We start from the raw sequence: 16,106 nt of genomic DNA, 5'->3' as shown, positions 1-16,106 counted from the left end.
GACGGTCACCTAAATCTCGCCTACGGCCGTGGGCGGTTCGCCTACTGTTGACTTCATGCGAACGCCACCCCGGCCACCCGGTTCGCTGGTCGGCAGACGCGACGAGACCAGCCGTCTCGACGCCCTGCTCGACGCCGCGGAGCAGGGCGAGGGTGGGGCGTTCGTGCTGCGTGGCGAGCCGGGGATCGGCAAGAGCGCCCTGCTGGGCCACGTCGAGCGGACGGCGGCGGGCCGGTTTCGGGTGATCCGCGCGGCCGGGTCGGAGTTCGAGGTGGAGCTGCCGTTCGCGGCCCTGCACCAGCTCTGCGTGCCGGCGCTGGCCCGGCTGGACGAGGTGTCCCCGGCCCACCGCGACGCCCTGCGGGTGGCGTTCGGCCTGGCCGACGGCAGGCCGGACCCGTTCCGGATCGGCGTGGCGAGCCTCGCGTTGCTGGCCGTGGCCGCGCGGGAACGTCCGCTGCTGTGTGTGGTCGACGACGCCCACTGCCTGGACACCGCGTCCGCGAAGGCGCTGACGTTCGTGGCCCGGCGGATCGCCGCGGAGCCGGTGGCCATGGTGTTCGCGACCCGCACACCGGGCGCCGGCCACGGGCTGGACGAACTGCCCGGCGTGGTGCTGGACGGCCTGAGCGGCCCGGACGCCCGCGCGTTGCTGGCCGCGCACAGCGTCTCCCCGACGGACGAGCGGATCCGCGACCGCGTCCTGGGCGAGGCGCGTGGCAACCCGCTGGCGCTGATCGAGCTGCCGAACGCGGGCGGCTTCGCGTTGCCCGGTCCGTCGTCGGTGCCGAGCCGGATCGAGCGGAGTTACCAGGCCAGGCTGACGGAGCTGCCCGAGGCCGCCAGGGTGCTGCTGACCATCGCGAGCGCGGAACCGACCGGCGACCCGGCGCTGTTGTGGGACGCCGCCGAGCGGCTGGGTGTCGACGTGGGCAGTACCGCGGCAGCGGCGTCCGGCCTGGCCGAGTTCGCCGGCCAGGTGCGGTTCTGCCACCCGCTCGCACGTTCGGCGGTGTACCGGGCGGCCGAACCGGACCTGCGGCGCGCCGTGCACCAGGCGTTGGCCGCGGCAACTGATCCGGCCACCGCGCCGGACCGGCGGGCCTGGCACCGCGCTCAGGCCAGTGCCGGACCCGACGAACAGGTCGCCGGCGAACTGGAGTCGTCGGCGTCGCGCGCCCGGGCCCGTGGCGGTGTGGCCGCCGCGGCGGCGTTTCTCGAACGCGCGGCGGCGTTGTCCCTGGAGTCGGGCAAACGAAACGAGCGCACGCTCGCCGCGGTACGGGCGACGCTCGACTCGGGCGCGGCCGACGCGGCCCACAGCCTGCTCACCACCCTCGATCCCACCGCACTCGACGAGTTCCAGCGCGCGACCGTCGACCTGCTGCGCGGGAAGATCGCGTTCGTCCGGCCCGGGGACGACGGCGGGCCGGCGCTGATGCTGCGTGCGGCGCAACGGCTCGCCACGCTGGATCCGAAGCGGTCGCGCGCGTACTTCCTGGCCGCGGTGGAGATGGCACTCGCGGCCGGCCGGGCCGGCGGAGTGCTCGACCAGGTCGTGGCGGCGGCCCGCAACGCCCCGGCCGCGCCGGGAGCCCCGGACGTGCTCGACGCGCTGGTCAGGCTCACCGTCGAGAACCACCGCGCCGGCATCCCCCTGGTCCGGCGGGTGCTTACCGGCGCGACGGCGGAGTGGACGCGGGCGCCCGGCCTGGCCAGCATGCTCGCCGGCGAGCTGTGGGACGAGGACGCCCACGCGGCGATCGTCGAATGGCTGGTGCGGACGGGCCGGGACACGGGTTCACCGCTGACGCTCCGGCTGGGCCTGTCCCAGGCCGCCGTCGCCGCGGTGCTGACCGGCGACTTCGGGCAGGCGATGGCGGCGATCGCCGAGGAGGAGGCGATCGCGGGCGCCTTCGGCGACGCGCCGCAGATGTACGCGCGAGTGCACCTGGCCGCCATGCGCGGCCGCACGGCGGAGGCACTCGACCTGTTCGGCGAGGTGGCAGCTCAGGACGCCCTTCTGGTGACGGCGAACGTCCACTGGGGGGCGGCACTGCTGCACAACGCCACCGGCGACTACCGGACGGCGCTGGAAGCGGCCCGGCGCGCCACCGCGGCCGGCGACCTGTTCCTCGCCGGGATCGCCCTGCCCGAGCTGGTGGAGGCCGCGGTCCGATGCGGCGAACACTCCGCAGCCGAGTCGGCACTGGAATCCCTGGTCGAGCGCACGGAGCCGACCGGCACCGGCTGGGGCCGGGGCGTCACGGCCGCGGCCAGAGCCCTGGTCACCGACGACGAAGACGGCTACCTGGAAGCGATCAAGCACCTGACGGACAGCCGCGTGACGCCATACCGCGCCCGGGCGCACCTGCTGTACGGGGAGTGGCTGCGCCGCAAGGGCCGCCGCACCGACGCCCGTCAGCAGCTGCGCACCGCGCACGAGCAGCTGGCCACGATCGGGATGGAGGCGTTCGCCCAACGCGCCGCGGCCGAGCTCCACGCGACCGGCGAGGTGGCACGCAGCCGCTCGTCTCGCGCCCGCGACCACCTTTCGATGCACGAAATGCACGTCGCCCGCCTGGTCGCCACCGGCGCGACCACGAAGGAGGTCGCCGCCCGCCTGTTCCTCAGCCCCCGCACGGTCGATGCCCACCTGCGCAACATCTTCCGCAAGCTGGGCATCACTTCTCGGAAGCAGCTCAAGAGCGTGCCGGACATCGGGACTGTCGACGGAGCGGTGTAACGGAGCCGCCAAGGGGGCTCGAACCCCTGACCTTCTGTTTACAAGACAGATGCTCTACCAGCTGAGCTATAGCGGCCTGGCGCCCTCGGCGCCGCCCACAGTGTATCGGGCTGCCCTCAAGATCCGTTCGACAGGCAGCATCGCCAGGTCCAGGCCACCATGGACACCGGAGAAGCACCGCGGGGAAACGTGGCCAACGCCACTGCAACAGCGGACCTGCCCGCGTCGATGGTCCGGGAGGAGAGAGCGAGGAGGTGGATGGATCATGAAGATCAACGAGCGCACCAACGGGGGCAAGGCGACCAGATGGCCCGTCCTGGAACCTCCCGCGCAAAGAACCCCCAAAACCCACCGCCCCAACCTCCTGCGGCGGCGGCCATGGCAGGTGCTCGAAGCTCCGACCGGTGAGTTTCCCGCCGTCGACGCCGATGAGGCCATGGGGCCTCAGCTGCCGGACGAGGCCACCGTCAACTTCGTGCTCGACCTCTCGCTGCGCATCGGGGAGGTCCAGATGGCCAGCGGCGCCGGCGCGTCGGACGTCACCGCGACCATCATCGCCATCGCCGCCGCGCTCGGGCTGCCGCACTGCGAGGTCGACGTCATCTTCACGTCGATCACCGTCACCTGCCACCGCGGCAGCGACCTCTCGCCGGTCACCGCGCTCCGCGTCGTGCGCAGCCGGAGCCTCGACTACACCCGGCTGACCGAGACCGAGAAGCTCATCCGGCAGATCGTGCGCGGCAACGTCGGCGCGGAGCAGGCGCAGACCGAGCTCGAACGCATCACGCAGGCGCCGCACCCCTACCCGCGCTGGGTCGCGACGCTGTCCTGGGGCGGGGTCGCCGCCTTCATCACCATCCTGCTCGGGGGCGGCCTGGACATCGCGCTCGTCGCCTTCGTCATCAGTGGTGTGATCGACCGGATCGGCCGGTTCGTGAACCGGTACTCCCTGCCGTTCTTCTTCCAGCAGGTGATCGGCGGCCTGGTCGCGACGCTCTCCGCGATGGGCGTCGTGAGCAGCGGGGTCCTGACGACCGACCGGCCGACGCTCGTCGTCGCGGCCGCACTGACCGTGCTCCTGTCCGGGCTCTCCACCGTGTCCGCGGTGCAGGACGCCATCACCGGCTACAACGTCACCGCCGCCGGACGCACGATGGAAACCGTGCTGATGTCGGCGGGCCTGATCGCCGGGGTCGTGCTGGCGCTGCGGATCGCCGTCTTCTTCGAACTGCCGCTCACGCCGCTGCCGGACGTCCCCAGCTCGACGCCGCAGCAGCTGCCGCAGGTCATCATCGGCGGGGCCGGCGCCTCCGCCTGCTTCGCGCTCGCCTCCTACTCGAAGATGCGCGCGATGCTGGTCGCGGCGGCCGCCGGGGCCATCGGCGCCGCCGTCTACGGCGCGCTCATGCTGTCCGAGCTCGACGGCGTCAGCTCGTCCGCCATCGCGGCGACGCTGGTCGGGTTCTGCGGTGGTGTGCTCGCGCGGCGGCTCGGCGTGACCCCGCTCGTGGTCGCCGTGTCCGGGATCACTCCGCTGCTTCCGGGCCTTTCGACCTACCGTGGTCTGTACCGGATCGGGGTCGAGCCCAGTGGCGACATCTCGACGCTCATGACGGCCGTCGCGATCGGGCTTGCGCTGGCAGCGGGCGTGGTACTCGGGGAATGGCTCGCCCAGCCGGTACGGACCGGTCTGGGCAGGCTCGAGCGGCGGTTCGCCGGACCACGCATGGCTGGTCCGCTCGAACCGGCTGATCGACGCTTGGAGTAACCCGACGGTCACCGGCTGTTCATCGCTCACGCGATAGGGTTTCACTCTGGGGCCGCGACCCGGGACGCGAGGAGCGAGCGACGTGAGTGAACCGAAGGAGAACACGAGATCGGCCGATTTCGTCGTGGTGGCGAACCGGCTTCCGGTGGACCTCGAGCGCACGACGGACGGTGAGCGCCGCTGGACGGCCAGTCCGGGTGGGCTGGTCTCCGCGCTCGAGCCGTTCCTCCGCTCCCGCAAGGGCGCGTGGGTGGGCTGGCCGGGCATCCCGGACGTCGACGTCGAGGAGTTCGACGACGACGGTCTCGTGCTGCACCCGGTCTCGTTGAGCGCCGACGAAGTCCGTGACTACTACGAAGGTTTCTCCAACGCGACGCTCTGGCCGCTCTACCACGACGTCGTCGAGCGCCCGGTGTTCGACCGGGCGTGGTGGAACAGCTACGTCAAGGTGAACCGCCGCTTCGCCCAGGCCAGCGCCGAGGTCGCCGCCCAGGGCGCGACGGTCTGGATCCAGGACTACCAGCTGCAGCTGGTGCCGGCGATGCTGCGCGAGCTGCGGCCCGACCTGCGCATCGGCTTCTTCCTGCACATCCCGTTCCCGCCGGTCGAGCTGTTCATGCAGATGCCGTGGCGCGCCGCGATCATCCGCGGCCTCACCGGCGCGGACCTCGTCGGCTTCCACCGCCCCGGCGGGGCGCAGAACTTCCTCTGGCTGTGCCGCCAGCTGATCGGCCTCGAGTCGACGCGCGGCGCGGTCGGCGTCCGGTCGCGACCGGGCACCATGCAGGTCGGCGACCGGACCGTCCGGGTCGGCGCCTTCCCGATCTCGATCGACGCCGCCGGGCTCGACACGCTCGCGCGCACGAAGGGCGTCCAGGAGCGCGCGGCCCAGCTGCGGCGCGACCTCGGCAACCCCAAGACGGTCATGCTCGGCGTCGACCGCCTCGACTACACCAAGGGCATCGACCTGCGCCTGCAGGCGCTGCACGAGCTGCTCCACGAGGGCCGCCTGCAGCCGGACGACGTCACGTTCGTGCAGCTCGCCACCCCCAGCCGCGAGCGCGTCGAGCACTACCAGCGGATGCGCGGCGAGATCGAGCAGATGGTCGGCCGGATCAACGGCGAGTTCTCCCGCGTCGGCCACCCGGTCGTGCACTACCTCCACCAGTCGGTCGACCGCACCGAGCTGGCCGGGTTCTTCTCCGCCGCGGACGTCATGGTCGTGACGCCGCTGCGTGACGGAATGAACCTCGTGTGCAAGGAATACGTCGCCGCGCGGCACGATCTCGGGGGCGCGCTGGTGCTCAGCGAGTTCGCCGGGGCGGCCGCCGAGCTCTCTAGCGCATTCCTCGTGAATCCCCACGACTTGGACGGGGTGAAGGACGCTCTGGTGGCTGCCATTACGCTCGACCCGGCAGAGGGCCGTCGCCGGATGCGCGCCATGCGTCGCCAGGTCCTCACGCACGATGTCGATCGTTGGGCGCGCTCGTTCCTGCAAGCTCTGGGTGCCGAGGCGGTCGATTAACCGAACGACCATGCACGAGCTCCTGAGGAGGAGTGTTGACTGCCGAGGCCCTGCCCGCCGAGCTACGGCGCGCGATCGTGCAGATCGCCCGTACTCCGCGACTGCTGGTCGCCTGCGACTACGACGGCACGCTGGCACCCATCACGCTCAACCCGGACGAGGCACGCCCGCTGCCCGAGTCCGTGGGCGCCCTCAGATCGCTCGCCGGTCTGCACGAGACGACGACCGCGGTCATCTCCGGCCGCGCGCTCCGCGATCTCGCCACGCTCTCGCGGCTGCCGTCCGAGGTGAACCTCGTCGGCAGCCACGGCTCCGAGTTCGACATCGGCTTCATCCACGCGCTCGACGAGAAGGCGCGTGAGCTGCACCGGCGGCTCGAGACCGAGCTCGAACAGCTCGTGCTCGACGTCCCGGGCGTGTCGCTCGAGGTCAAGCCGGCGAGCATCGCGGTGCACGTGCGCCGAGCCGAGCACGAAGCCGGCCGGCGGGTGCTCGCGGCCGTCCACAACGGACCGTCCACCTGGGAGGGCGTGTCGACCACCGACGGCAAGGAGGTGGTGGAGCTCGCGGTCGTCCAGACGGACAAGGGCCGCGCGCTCGACATCCTGCGCCACCAGGTCGGTGCGACGGCGGCGATCTTCCTCGGCGACGACGTCACCGACGAGAAGGCCTTCGCCCGCCTCTCGGGTCCTGACCTGGGCATCAAGGTCGGCGACGGCGAGACGCTCGCCGGCTTCCGCGTGCCCGACACCGTCGACGTCGCGCTGGTCCTCGGCTTCCTGCTGGAGGAGCGGCGCAACTGGCTCTACGGCGAGTCGGCCCCGCCGATCGAGCGGCTCTCGATGCTGGCCAACGAGCGCTCGGTCGCGCTCGTGACGCCGGACGCGAAGCTGACCTGGCTCTGCCACCCCGGGCCGGACGCGCCCGCGGTGTTCGCCGACCTGCTCGGCGGCGAGGGCGCGGGCCACTTCTCCATCAAGCCGCACCGCAACGGCCTGCCGCTGGGCCAGCGCTACCTGCCGAACACGATGACGGTCGAGACGCGCTGGTCGCGCCTGCTCGTCACCGACTACCTCGAGCCGGAGAGCCCGCAGCACCGGACGGACCTGGTCCGCGTCATCTCCGGTGAGGCGCAGGCGGACGTCAAATTCGCGCCGCGCCCCGAGTTCGGTGGTGTGCCGGTGAAGCTGGAGATCACCGAGGGCGGCCTGAAGGTGCTCGGCACGTCGGAGCCGTTCGTGCTCTACTCGCCGGGCGTCGAGTGGACCATCACCTCCGACGGCCTCCACGACACCGCGACCGCGCTCGTCCAGCCGACGCCGACCCAGCCGGTCGTGCTGGAGCTGCGTTGCGGCACCACGGACCTCGGCGACCACGAACTGTCCGAAGTGGAACGACGCGACCGCGCGGGCCGCTACTGGAGCGAGTGGACGTCCAAGCTGCAGCTGCCGAAGGTGCAGACCGACCTGGTGCTGCGCTCGGCGCTGACCCTGCGCGGCCTGGTCAACACCGACTCCGGCGGGGTGCTCGCCGCGGCGACGTCGTCGCTGCCGGAGGAGATCGGCGGTGTCCGCAACTGGGACTACCGCTACTGCTGGATCCGCGACGCGGCGATGACCGTGCGGGAGCTCGTGCACCTCGGCTCGATCGAGGAGGCCGAGGGCTACCTGAAGTGGCTCCACGGGGTGCTCGCGACGCTGGCCGGCCCGGAGCGGCTCCACCCGCTGTACACGCTTTCGGGCAGTGTCATCGGCGCCGAAGCCGTGATCGAGTCGCTGCCCGGGTACGCCGGTTCGCGGCCCGTGCGCGTCGGCAACCTGGCGAACCACCAGGTGCAGCTGGACGTCTTCGGCCCGGTCGTCGAGCTGGTCGGCACCCTCGCCGCCGCGCGCGGCGACCTGCGTGACGAGGACTGGCAGATGGTCCGCGCCATGGCGGAAGCCGTGACGCGGCGCTGGAACGAGCCCGACCACGGGATCTGGGAGGAGCGGCACGTGCCGCGCCACCGGGTCTACTCCCGGGTGATGTGCTGGGTGACCATCGACCGCGCGGTCAAGCTCGGCGAGCAGTACGGCCGGGGCGTGCCGGGCGCGTGGCCGGCCCTGCGCGACGCGATCAAGGACGACGTCCTCACCCACGGCTGGAACGACGAGGTCCAGGCCTTCACCACGGCCTACGACGGCACGGACCTCGACGCGGCCTCGCTGTTCGTCGGGCTCACCGGGCTGATCGACCCGGCCGACGAGCGCTTCCAGCACACGGTGACCGCGATCGAGGCGGAGCTGCGCAGTGGGTCCACTGTGTACCGTTACCGCCGCGACGACGGCCTCCCGGGTGGCGAGGGCGGCTTCCACATCTGCGCGGCGTGGCTGATCGAGGCGTACCTGCTCACCGGGCGGCGCACCGAGGCGCAGGAGCTGTTCGACCAGATCGTCGCGGCGGCCGGCCCGACGGGCCTGCTGCCGGAGCAGTACGACCCCATCGCCGAACGGTCCCTCGGCAATCATCCGCAGGCGTATTCGCACATCGGGCTCATCCGGTGCGCCAACTTGCTGGCTGCCAGTTAGCCCTTTCGGTCCGAACTGCCGTGAAGGCCACCGCGCGGGCGTCTGACGCCCGTAAGGTGGCCTTCACGGCGTTCGGAGGTGAGGTGCGTGCAGGGGACGTTCGGGCAGGTCGAGTACGTGCCGCTGCCACCCCGGTTCGCCGACCGGGTGCGCTGGGGCTCGGTGGTCGTCGGGTCGTCGATGATCGCCGGGATGGTGCTGCTGTTCGGGCTCACGACGTTCCTGAAGGGCATGGTCCACGGCCACGCCTTCCCGGACACGCTGATCGGCACGGCCGCGGCGGTGCTGCCGCCGCTGAGCGTGCTGGCGATCGCGGTGCTGGTGCTGTCGGTCCGGCGGTGCCTGCGCGGGGACTACCTGGTCGTGGCGAGCGCGGCGTCGGCCCGCACCACGCTGGTGTTCACCTACGTGCTGACGCTGATCCTGATCCTCGGCTCGTACGCGGCGTCGATCGTCTTCCGCGGGTGGCCGGACCTGCTCACGACCCTCGCGACGCTCGCCTTCGCCACGTTGGGGTTCGCGGCGGGGATGGTCTCCGTGCGGCCGTCGATGCGGACGCTGCGGCGGTTCAGCGACCACCCGATTTGGTGAGGAAAGCGGTCCATGCGGCGGCGCTCAGGTGGAGTTCGCCGTGGGGCGCTTTGGAATCACGGATCGCGACGGGCACGCTGAAGGAAACCTCGACGCAGTCGCTGCCTTCGCCGCTGGTGCTATAGCTGCTCTTGAACCACCGCGAGTCCACAGTGGACATAGCAGCCTCCCCGTCAGAGCCGTTCGATCAGCGCGATCGAATCCTCCGCATCCAGGGCTCGATCCGCGAAATCCTTGAACGCCAGCTTAGCAGCGGAAACTTCTCCCTCTTTCTCAATGTGAACCGAGCCGAAAATGTGCTCGACGTAAGCGACATCGGACTCCTCGGAGTCCTCGAAGCTCGCGATGATCAGGTTGCCGTTCTGGCCGTCGTAGGCGCCGACATCCTCCGGCACCACCTGCAAAGTCACGTTCGGCAGCCGCGCCCGATCGACCAGGTGCTGCAGCTGCTCCTCCTGCTCGGCCCGCCCGAGAATCGGCTTGCGGAGCGCGTACTCGTCGATGATCGCGTGGAACCGCAGGATCGGCGGATCGGTGAGCCGCAGCTGCCGCAGCAGTCGCACGGTGACCTGGTTCTCCAGCACCTTCGGCTTCATCTGCTTCCGACCCGCGGCGAAGACCTCGCGCATGTACGCCTCGGTCTGCAGCAGTCCCGGGATGTAGCCGAACTGGAAGACCTTGACCTTGCTCGCCTCGGCCTCGATCGGCAGGAACCCGCGGTTGTCCACCCCGTAGTGGTGCCACCAGCCCTTCTCCTTGGCGCGGTCGTAGGCGGAGATGTACTCGTCCCAGTCCGAGACGATCACGTTGTACCGGTCCAGCAGCGCACGGAAGTCGTGGTACGGCGGCAGATACCCCGTCTCGATGCGCGACAGCTTGCTCGTCGACATGCGCAGCGGCGCGCCCGCTTCTTCCTGCGTCATGCCCAGCCGCTCGCGCATGCGCTTCAGCTGGCGCCCCATCTGCCGGGCGGGCAGGTTCGGCTCACCCACGTCTGACCCCTCGGAACCACATGGGCACGGATAGTAAGGGGCGGGTCCGCCGACTCGGGAATCCCACGTGCACAGATTTCTTTGCACAATTTCCTTTGCACGGCTACCTTGGGGTCATGACCAGCGCTCCACCACCGGAAGAGCTCGACCCGGACGCCCTCAAGGCCGTCACGCACCCGTTGCGTCGCCGGATACTCGGCGTGTTGTCCGCGGGCCCGGCGACAGCCACGACGCTCGCCCGGACCCTCGGCGAGAACACCGGCGCGACCAGCTACCACCTGCGGGAGCTGGCGCGGTTCGGGTTCGTCGAGGACGTCCCGGAGCTCGCGCGGGGCAAGGAACGGTGGTGGCGCACGCGGCCGCGGGACATCCGCTGGCCGCGGCGCAGCGAGCAGAGCGCCGAATCCCAGGTGCTGTTCGACGACATGCAGCGCCAGGGGTTCGAGGACGACCTCGAAAAGCTCAACCGGTTCGCGGAGACGCGCGACGAACTGCCCGGCGACTGGCCGGACGCACTGCTCTACGCACGCGGCGGCACCTGGCTCACCGCCGAGGAGCTGCTCGCGTTCTGGAACGACTACATGGAGCTGTTCCGCCGGCACTGGCGGCCCGAGGACGACCGGTCACCGGATGCGCGGCGCGTGCTCGTGCGCCTGCTCGCGTTCCCGGACCCAGGGGAAACGACATGACAGGGGATCTCACATGCGAAGAGGGGCTCTACTACTGGCCGGGGTGACCCTGGCTCTTTCCGCGCCACCGGCTTCGGCGGCGGACGGCTCGGACGTGACGTTCACGAACGGCGGGGTGACCTTGCACGGCACCGTCGTCGCACCACCCGGCGGGTCGAAGCTGCCGGGCCTGGTGATGGTCCACGGCTCGGGGGCGCACAGCCGGGAGGACTACCGCGACCAGGCGGAAGCCTTTGCGCGAGAAGGCATCGCGACGCTCATCTACGACAAGCGGACCGAGGGGTATTCGCAGTTCGAGCGGTCGTACTCGACCCTGGCCGACGACGCGCTGGCGGCGGTCGAGGCGTTGCGGAAACGGCCCGAGGTCGATCCGGCGCGGGTCGGTGTCTGGGGGTTGAGCGAAGGGGGCTGGGTGGCGCCACTGGCGGCTTCGAAGTCCGCCGACGTCGCGTTTGTCGTGACGCTGGGGGCGAACGGCGTCGAGCCGTCGCGGCAACAGGCGTGGGCGATCGAGAACCAGCTGCGGCAGCTGGGAATGGCCGGGTCGATGGTGCGGATGGCGTCGTCGACGATGATGCGCCAGCTCGTCGGCGGCGGGGTGTTCCCGGAGGCGCACTACGACCCGGTGCCGGTGCTGAAGAGCCTGCGGCAGCCGGTGCTCGGGCTGTGGGGCGCGAAGGACGTCCTGACGCCGCCGGGTGAGGCCGTCCGGATCTTCCGGGAGTCTCTCGGCCGGTCCACGCTGCGGGTCTTCCCGGACGCCCAGCACCAGCTGCGCCGCACGACCAACGGCTACGACAAGCTCCCCGGGTACGCGCCCGGCTACCTGGAGCTGGTGGGCACGTGGGTGCACAACCCGCCCGGCGCGTCTTCCGCCGACCCGGCGCCGGCGCAGGACCGGCCGAGCACCGCGGTGACCCCGCTGGCCTGGTACGAGCCGACGTGGCTGCAGCTGGTCGTGCTGGTGTTCCTGCTGGTGGCCTTCGCCTTCGGGCTGGGCCGCGGCGCGGCGCGGCCGTCCCGCTGGCTGGCGGTGACCGGGTTGCTCGCCGTGCTGGGCTTCCTGGCGTTCGACGTCCTGATCCAGGTGACGATGGGCCGGAACCTCGGCCCGGTGCTCGCGGGCCGTCCGTTGCCGTGGCTGGTGTTGCAGCTGCTGTCGCTGGGTGCGGTGGCCGCCGCCATCGGCACGGCGATGGCGTGGTGGCGGCACCGCACCCCGCGGCTCGGCGTGCTCCTGGCGGGCGGCGTCGTGTTCGTCCCCTGGGCGGTTTACTGGGGACTGCTGGGGATCTAGGCGGAGTAGCCCTTCGGCGGGATCAGCGTCGCAAGCTGGTCGAAGCCGAGCCAGTAGATCTGGTTCCCGCCGAAGCTCGCCGGGTCGGCGATCTTGACGGTCCGGTCGGAGCTGTCGTACCCGATCACCGTGAAGTAGTGGTAGATCGTGTAGTTCGGGTAGCCCGGCGGGTGGTTGTTCGCGGGCGCGACAATGTTGGCGACGATCGCGTAGCCGTTGTTGATGTCGAGCACGATGTCGTTCCACAGCAGGTCGCGCTGGGCCTGCGTCGGCGGGTCGTTCGGCATCTCCTTGGTCTCGTACCAGGAGGTGCCGAGATCGCCGTTGAGGACGCCGGTGACCTGGCCGATCCAGTCGGTGCCGTTGGTGGTGGTGCCGAGCTGCGAGGCGAGCGTGCCCTGGCTCGGCAGGTTCCCGGTCCGCGCGGACATCGCGATCCGCGTCGCGGCCGGGCCGCACCAGTAGCCCGTCTCTTGCACTTGGTACTGGATGTTGAGCACGGCCTCGGTGGAGGCTTGCGCCACCGCGGGCAGCGCGACGAGCCCCATGGCGGCCACGAGCGTGACGAATCCCAGCCGGAATCTGCGCATGACGGTCCTTCCCCAGTTTTGACGTCGGTTGGCCAACGCCTCACCGAAGGATGATCCGGGCAGCGGATCACTTCCGTCTCTCACCTGCCCTGAATGGATCACACCGAAGGTAGGTTCGCCCGGCTATCTCAGCCCCAGCTCCCGCTCGATCTCCTCGAGCGCGCGCTGCGCCTCTAGGTCGTACTCGTCCGGGACAACCTCGCGAGGCGGGATAGTCGACCTGGCGACCCAATTGATGACGTTAGGCCGCTCACCGGTGACGATGTACTCACCCAAAGCAGCGAAGACGTAGCCGACGGGCACCTCCTCGCCGCTGAACCAGCCGGCCGAGTGCTGCCCCAGCCAGTAGTCCTGAAACTCTCCGCTGTAGTCGGTTCCTGCGGGGACGTACTTGTCATTGGGGCCCTCATCGCCCCAGACCACGGTTCCGCGATTGCCGCGGATGCCGATGACGAGCCGAGGGCTGTACTCCGGTTCGCCGCTCCGAAATTCCCAGATGCACCCGACGGGTTCACCGGTTTCTGGCGTGTCGCAGGCGGCGGACAGCACAAACCCGATGGGATCCGACACAGAGCGCAAAAGGGCGAGAGTAGTCCGCCCATCACGGCGGGCTTCCTCGATATCAAACTCAGCGGTCACGGCCTGCTTCTCCCGTAGTGCTTCCGGAACGGTTCATTGTCCTGATAGGTGCCGTAGACGGTCAAACTTCGGTCGCCATCCTGGGGAAACAGCCTGGTCAGAACCTTGTCGCATGCGTCGGCAAACTTCTTCTGGTCCTCGATACCGCAAGGCGTGTAGTTGATCGCCACCTCGAGATCCGTAAGGTACGGCTTCCGCAGCATGAGAGCGGCCAGCTTGATCTCCACGTGGCAGCCGAGGAACTCCGAATCGAGCCCCATCGACTCTATGAGTGCGCAGGCGTCCTCGGTGAGATGGGGGTCGGCCCAACCGGACCTGATCGTCATCAGGTACCGGCCATTCCGGCCTACAACGCCGACAGTCCGGTCGTTGGTCCGCGGGATCACTCGTTTGGGTAGGCGCTTCGCGAGTTCGGCAGCCTCCGGCGGGTAACAGTCCCCGTGCTGGTTGCTGTATCGCTTAACCGCCTGAACAGCACTTACCCGCACACCTTCGCCATCCTCGCCACGGATGCGGCTCGCGTAGGTCTCCAACCGGTTGATGGCCACGATGACCTTCCGATGCACCTCCTGGATCCCGGAAAGCACCGCACCCAGCTCACTCCGAGCAGCGGCCGGCTCCGGAGCGCGTGACCCCTTGGTCGCCATAGTCAGAGCGTCGCAAGCCTCGGTGAGCAGCTGCTCAGCCTCTCGATAACGCTCCTTCGCCTTCCCCGCGTTCTCTATGCTCGCAGCCACGGCCTTGAGCAGATCGTCAACAGACACGCCGCAAGCCCTCCCTCAAACGGACGCTCTTCTCATCATGGCCGTGAACGCTCGTGGACACAGCGGGCAACAGGGGGCATGCAGGTGATCCACGAGGGAGCCGAGATCTGGGGGCACGACCGTCCTGACCTGGGCGGAGCCGATCCCGGGCCGGCGTTCGGCCGGCTCTTCGACGCCCACGCGGCGGCGTTGCGCCGCTATCTCGCGCGGCGCGTGGGCGCCGAACCGGCGAACGACCTCGTCGCCGAGACCTTCCTCGTCGCGCTGCGGCGCCGCGAGAGCTACCGGCCGGAGCTCGGCACCGCGCGGTCGTGGCTCTACGGCATCGCGACCAACCTGCTGCGCCACCACGTGCGGTCCGAGATGCGCGGGCTGCAGGCCACCGCGCGGCTGGCGCGCACCGGGGAAAACAGCCACGCCGCGCACGACGGCCGCGTCGCCGAGCAGGTCGACGCCCAGGTCCGCGCGGCGCAGCTGGCCGGCGCGCTGGCCAAGCTCAGCCCGGCCGACCGCGACACGCTGCTGCTCGTGTCGTGGGCCGGGCTCGAGCCGGCCGAGGTCGCCGAAGCCCTCGGGATCCCGCCGGGTACGGTCCGGTCCCGGTTGCACCGGATCAGACGCTGGCTCAGGACGAACGCCCCGGCTCAGGAGGAGGTGCAGGACCTTGCGTGAAGACAACGTCCGGAAGATCTGGTCCGACGCCGAACTCGACGCGGCGCTGTCGGACCTCCACGCCGGCGCCGGCGACGACGACGGGCTGGCCTTCGCCCGCGCGTCCCTCATGGCGGCCGCCGGCACGTCCGAGGCGCCGCCGCAGCCCCGCCGGACCGGGACCTGGCGGTGGATCGCGGTGGCCGCGGCCGTCGTCATGCTGGTCGGCGGGCTCGCGATCGTCACGTCCCTGCGGACGCCATCCTCGGACCCCGCCCAGCCGGCCGCGACGCTCCCCGACGTCGACCGCCCGCTCGCGCCGGGCGAGTACCACTACACGCAGAAGCTCACCTGGCTGGACGGGATCCTGCTCGACAAGCTGGTCAGGATCCAGCAGTCGATCGAGCTGTGGATCCCGGCCGACCCCACCGGCGTCTGGCACCGGCGCACGAAGTGGACGGGCGCCGTGCGCGGGCTCGACAAGTCGGAGAACCCCGAACTGAGCCTCCGGCCGTTCGACGAGAACGGCCCGGCCGGCCGGTTCGGCACCACACAGAACCTGGGCGGGCAGGTCAACCCGAGGTGGAACACACCGTTCGCGAACTGGCTGAACCCGGACGCGGCCTTCATCGCCTCGCTGACTCCCGACCGCGGGAAGCTGTCCAAGCGCCTGAACTTCGACACGATCACCGAGAAGGACAGCGGGAAGGCGCACACCCCCACCGAAGCGCTCACGATGGTGCGCACCGCCCTGGAGACGGGCCTGGTCCGCAAGGACATCCGGTTCGCCCTGTCGGACACGTTCGGCGGAGTCCCCGGCGGGTTCGTGGCACCGGACGGCCAAACCCCGGACGGCCGGCCCGCCACGGTCCTGGTCGCCAAGGACAGCGGCCAGCGCCTGTACCTCGACCCGAAAACGGCCGTGCTCCTGGCCTGGGAGGAGCACCCGGACGTCGTCACGACGACCAGCCGCCCCGGGCCGCCTGTGAGTACGGCCGAGACCCCGTCGAGCGCGGTCCTGCCCCCGCCGACCAACACACTGGAGCCCCAGATGACCACGACGACCGTCCCGAGGGCCGACGGTGCGATCCCCCTTCCGGAAGACCTGCCGACGGTGTACTCGTTCGCGATCACCCGGACGGCGGGGTGATCGACGAGCGTGGCTGGCTGTGATCAGCGTGCGTGGCTGGCCGCGTTCAGTGAGCGTGGCTGGCCGCGATCAGCGCACGTGACCGGCCCCGTTCAGCGAGCGTGGCTGGCCGCGATCAGCGCACGTGACCGGCCCCG

At 70.4% G+C, this 16,106-nt stretch carries 14 protein-coding genes and 1 tRNA gene; 9 read left to right on the top strand and 6 right to left on the bottom strand.

Going from position 1 to position 16,106, the window contains the following annotated elements; all coding sequences use genetic code 11:
• Positions 1–55 precede the first annotated feature (55 nt).
• The gene (locus tag ACZ63J_RS24180; RefSeq protein ID WP_465405274.1) at positions 56–2,746 is read left to right on the top strand and encodes an AAA family ATPase; all 2,691 of its coding nucleotides are present in this window, start codon (positions 56–58) and stop codon (positions 2,744–2,746) included.
• Between the two features lie 3 nt (positions 2,747–2,749).
• Here ACZ63J_RS24180 and ACZ63J_RS24175 read toward each other — a convergent pair.
• Positions 2,750–2,822 (bottom strand) — tRNA-Thr (locus ACZ63J_RS24175).
• 189 nt (positions 2,823–3,011) lie between these two features.
• Between ACZ63J_RS24175 and ACZ63J_RS24170 the strand changes: the two genes are divergently transcribed.
• The 4 genes from ACZ63J_RS24170 (at position 3,012) to ACZ63J_RS24155 (ending at position 9,197) form a co-directional block, all read left to right on the top strand.
• The gene (locus ACZ63J_RS24170; protein WP_465405272.1) at positions 3,012–4,514 is read left to right on the top strand and encodes a threonine/serine exporter family protein; all 1,503 of its coding nucleotides are present in this window, start codon (positions 3,012–3,014) and stop codon (positions 4,512–4,514) included.
• A gap of 82 nt (positions 4,515–4,596) precedes the next feature.
• A complete protein-coding gene (locus ACZ63J_RS24165) occupies positions 4,597–6,039 on the top strand; it encodes an alpha,alpha-trehalose-phosphate synthase (UDP-forming) (protein ID WP_465405270.1) in 1,443 nt (480 codons plus the stop codon).
• A 35-nt stretch (positions 6,040–6,074) separates the two neighbouring features.
• Positions 6,075–8,606, top strand: a complete 2,532-nt coding sequence (otsB, locus tag ACZ63J_RS24160) for a trehalose-phosphatase (protein ID WP_465405268.1) — start codon at positions 6,075–6,077, stop codon at positions 8,604–8,606.
• 87 nt (positions 8,607–8,693) lie between these two features.
• A complete protein-coding gene (locus ACZ63J_RS24155) occupies positions 8,694–9,197 on the top strand; it encodes a hypothetical protein (protein WP_465405266.1) in 504 nt (167 codons plus the stop codon).
• Here the strand turns inward: ACZ63J_RS24155 and ACZ63J_RS24150 are convergent.
• Together ACZ63J_RS24150 and ACZ63J_RS24145 are read right to left on the bottom strand one after the other, a co-directional pair.
• Positions 9,175–9,357 carry a DUF397 domain-containing protein gene (locus ACZ63J_RS24150; protein ID WP_465405264.1) on the bottom strand — a complete coding sequence of 61 codons (183 nt, stop codon included), beginning with the start codon at positions 9,355–9,357 and terminating at the stop codon, positions 9,175–9,177. The two genes, ACZ63J_RS24155 and ACZ63J_RS24150, sit on opposite strands and share 23 nt — an antisense overlap.
• A gap of 13 nt (positions 9,358–9,370) precedes the next feature.
• Positions 9,371–10,189, bottom strand: a complete 819-nt coding sequence (locus ACZ63J_RS24145; protein ID WP_465405262.1) for a helix-turn-helix domain-containing protein — start codon at positions 10,187–10,189, stop codon at positions 9,371–9,373.
• 116 nt (positions 10,190–10,305) lie between these two features.
• Between ACZ63J_RS24145 and ACZ63J_RS24140 the strand changes: the two genes are divergently transcribed.
• Together ACZ63J_RS24140 and ACZ63J_RS24135 are read left to right on the top strand one after the other, a co-directional pair.
• Entirely contained in the window at positions 10,306–10,878 is a 573-nt protein-coding gene (locus ACZ63J_RS24140; protein WP_465405260.1) for an ArsR/SmtB family transcription factor, read from the top strand.
• A gap of 13 nt (positions 10,879–10,891) precedes the next feature.
• Positions 10,892–12,175 (top strand): alpha/beta hydrolase family protein, encoded by a 1,284-nt coding sequence (locus ACZ63J_RS24135; protein WP_465405258.1) that lies wholly within the window; start codon positions 10,892–10,894, stop codon positions 12,173–12,175.
• Here the strand turns inward: ACZ63J_RS24135 and ACZ63J_RS24130 are convergent.
• From ACZ63J_RS24130 to ACZ63J_RS24120, 3 genes are all read right to left on the bottom strand, one after another.
• The gene (locus tag ACZ63J_RS24130; RefSeq protein WP_465405257.1) at positions 12,172–12,765 is read right to left on the bottom strand and encodes a C39 family peptidase; all 594 of its coding nucleotides are present in this window, start codon (positions 12,763–12,765) and stop codon (positions 12,172–12,174) included. The genes ACZ63J_RS24135 and ACZ63J_RS24130 overlap by 4 nt on opposite strands.
• A 123-nt stretch (positions 12,766–12,888) precedes the next feature.
• A complete protein-coding gene (locus ACZ63J_RS24125) occupies positions 12,889–13,404 on the bottom strand; it encodes an Imm1 family immunity protein (protein ID WP_465405255.1) in 516 nt (171 codons plus the stop codon).
• Positions 13,401–14,168, bottom strand: coding sequence for a DddA-like double-stranded DNA deaminase toxin (locus ACZ63J_RS24120; RefSeq protein WP_465405253.1), 768 nt, complete (start codon positions 14,166–14,168; stop codon positions 13,401–13,403). Before ACZ63J_RS24120 ends, ACZ63J_RS24125 begins: the two co-directional genes overlap by 4 nt.
• 78 nt (positions 14,169–14,246) lie before the next feature.
• Between ACZ63J_RS24120 and ACZ63J_RS24115 the strand changes: the two genes are divergently transcribed.
• Complete coding sequence (locus ACZ63J_RS24115) at positions 14,247–14,840, top strand: RNA polymerase sigma factor (protein WP_465405251.1); 594 nt, start codon at positions 14,247–14,249, stop codon at positions 14,838–14,840.
• The gene (locus ACZ63J_RS24110; RefSeq protein WP_465405250.1) at positions 14,833–15,969 is read left to right on the top strand and encodes a CU044_5270 family protein; all 1,137 of its coding nucleotides are present in this window, start codon (positions 14,833–14,835) and stop codon (positions 15,967–15,969) included. Before ACZ63J_RS24115 ends, ACZ63J_RS24110 begins: the two co-directional genes overlap by 8 nt.
• Positions 15,970–16,106: the final 137 nt, after the last annotated feature.

Source organism: Amycolatopsis sp. NPDC104863, from assembly GCF_055582965.1.
The sequence above is the reverse complement of the archived record's forward strand: the minus strand, read 5'-3'. Positions and strand labels throughout refer to the sequence as shown.

Excerpts from the sequence above, each read along its gene's own strand:
- ACZ63J_RS24135 (WP_465405258.1), top strand. The coding sequence starts at position 10,892 with ATGCGAAGAGGGGCTCTACTACTGGCCGGGGTGACCCTGGCTCTTTCC.
- ACZ63J_RS24140 (WP_465405260.1), top strand. The coding sequence starts at position 10,306 with ATGACCAGCGCTCCACCACCGGAAGAGCTCGACCCGGACGCCCTCAAG.
- ACZ63J_RS24130 (WP_465405257.1), bottom strand. The coding sequence starts at position 12,765 with ATGCGCAGATTCCGGCTGGGATTCGTCACGCTCGTGGCCGCCATGGGG.
- ACZ63J_RS24150 (WP_465405264.1), bottom strand. The coding sequence starts at position 9,357 with ATGTCCACTGTGGACTCGCGGTGGTTCAAGAGCAGCTATAGCACCAGC.
- ACZ63J_RS24170 (WP_465405272.1), top strand. The coding sequence starts at position 3,012 with ATGAAGATCAACGAGCGCACCAACGGGGGCAAGGCGACCAGATGGCCC.
- ACZ63J_RS24180 (WP_465405274.1), top strand. The coding sequence starts at position 56 with ATGCGAACGCCACCCCGGCCACCCGGTTCGCTGGTCGGCAGACGCGAC.
- ACZ63J_RS24115 (WP_465405251.1), top strand. The coding sequence starts at position 14,247 with ATGCAGGTGATCCACGAGGGAGCCGAGATCTGGGGGCACGACCGTCCT.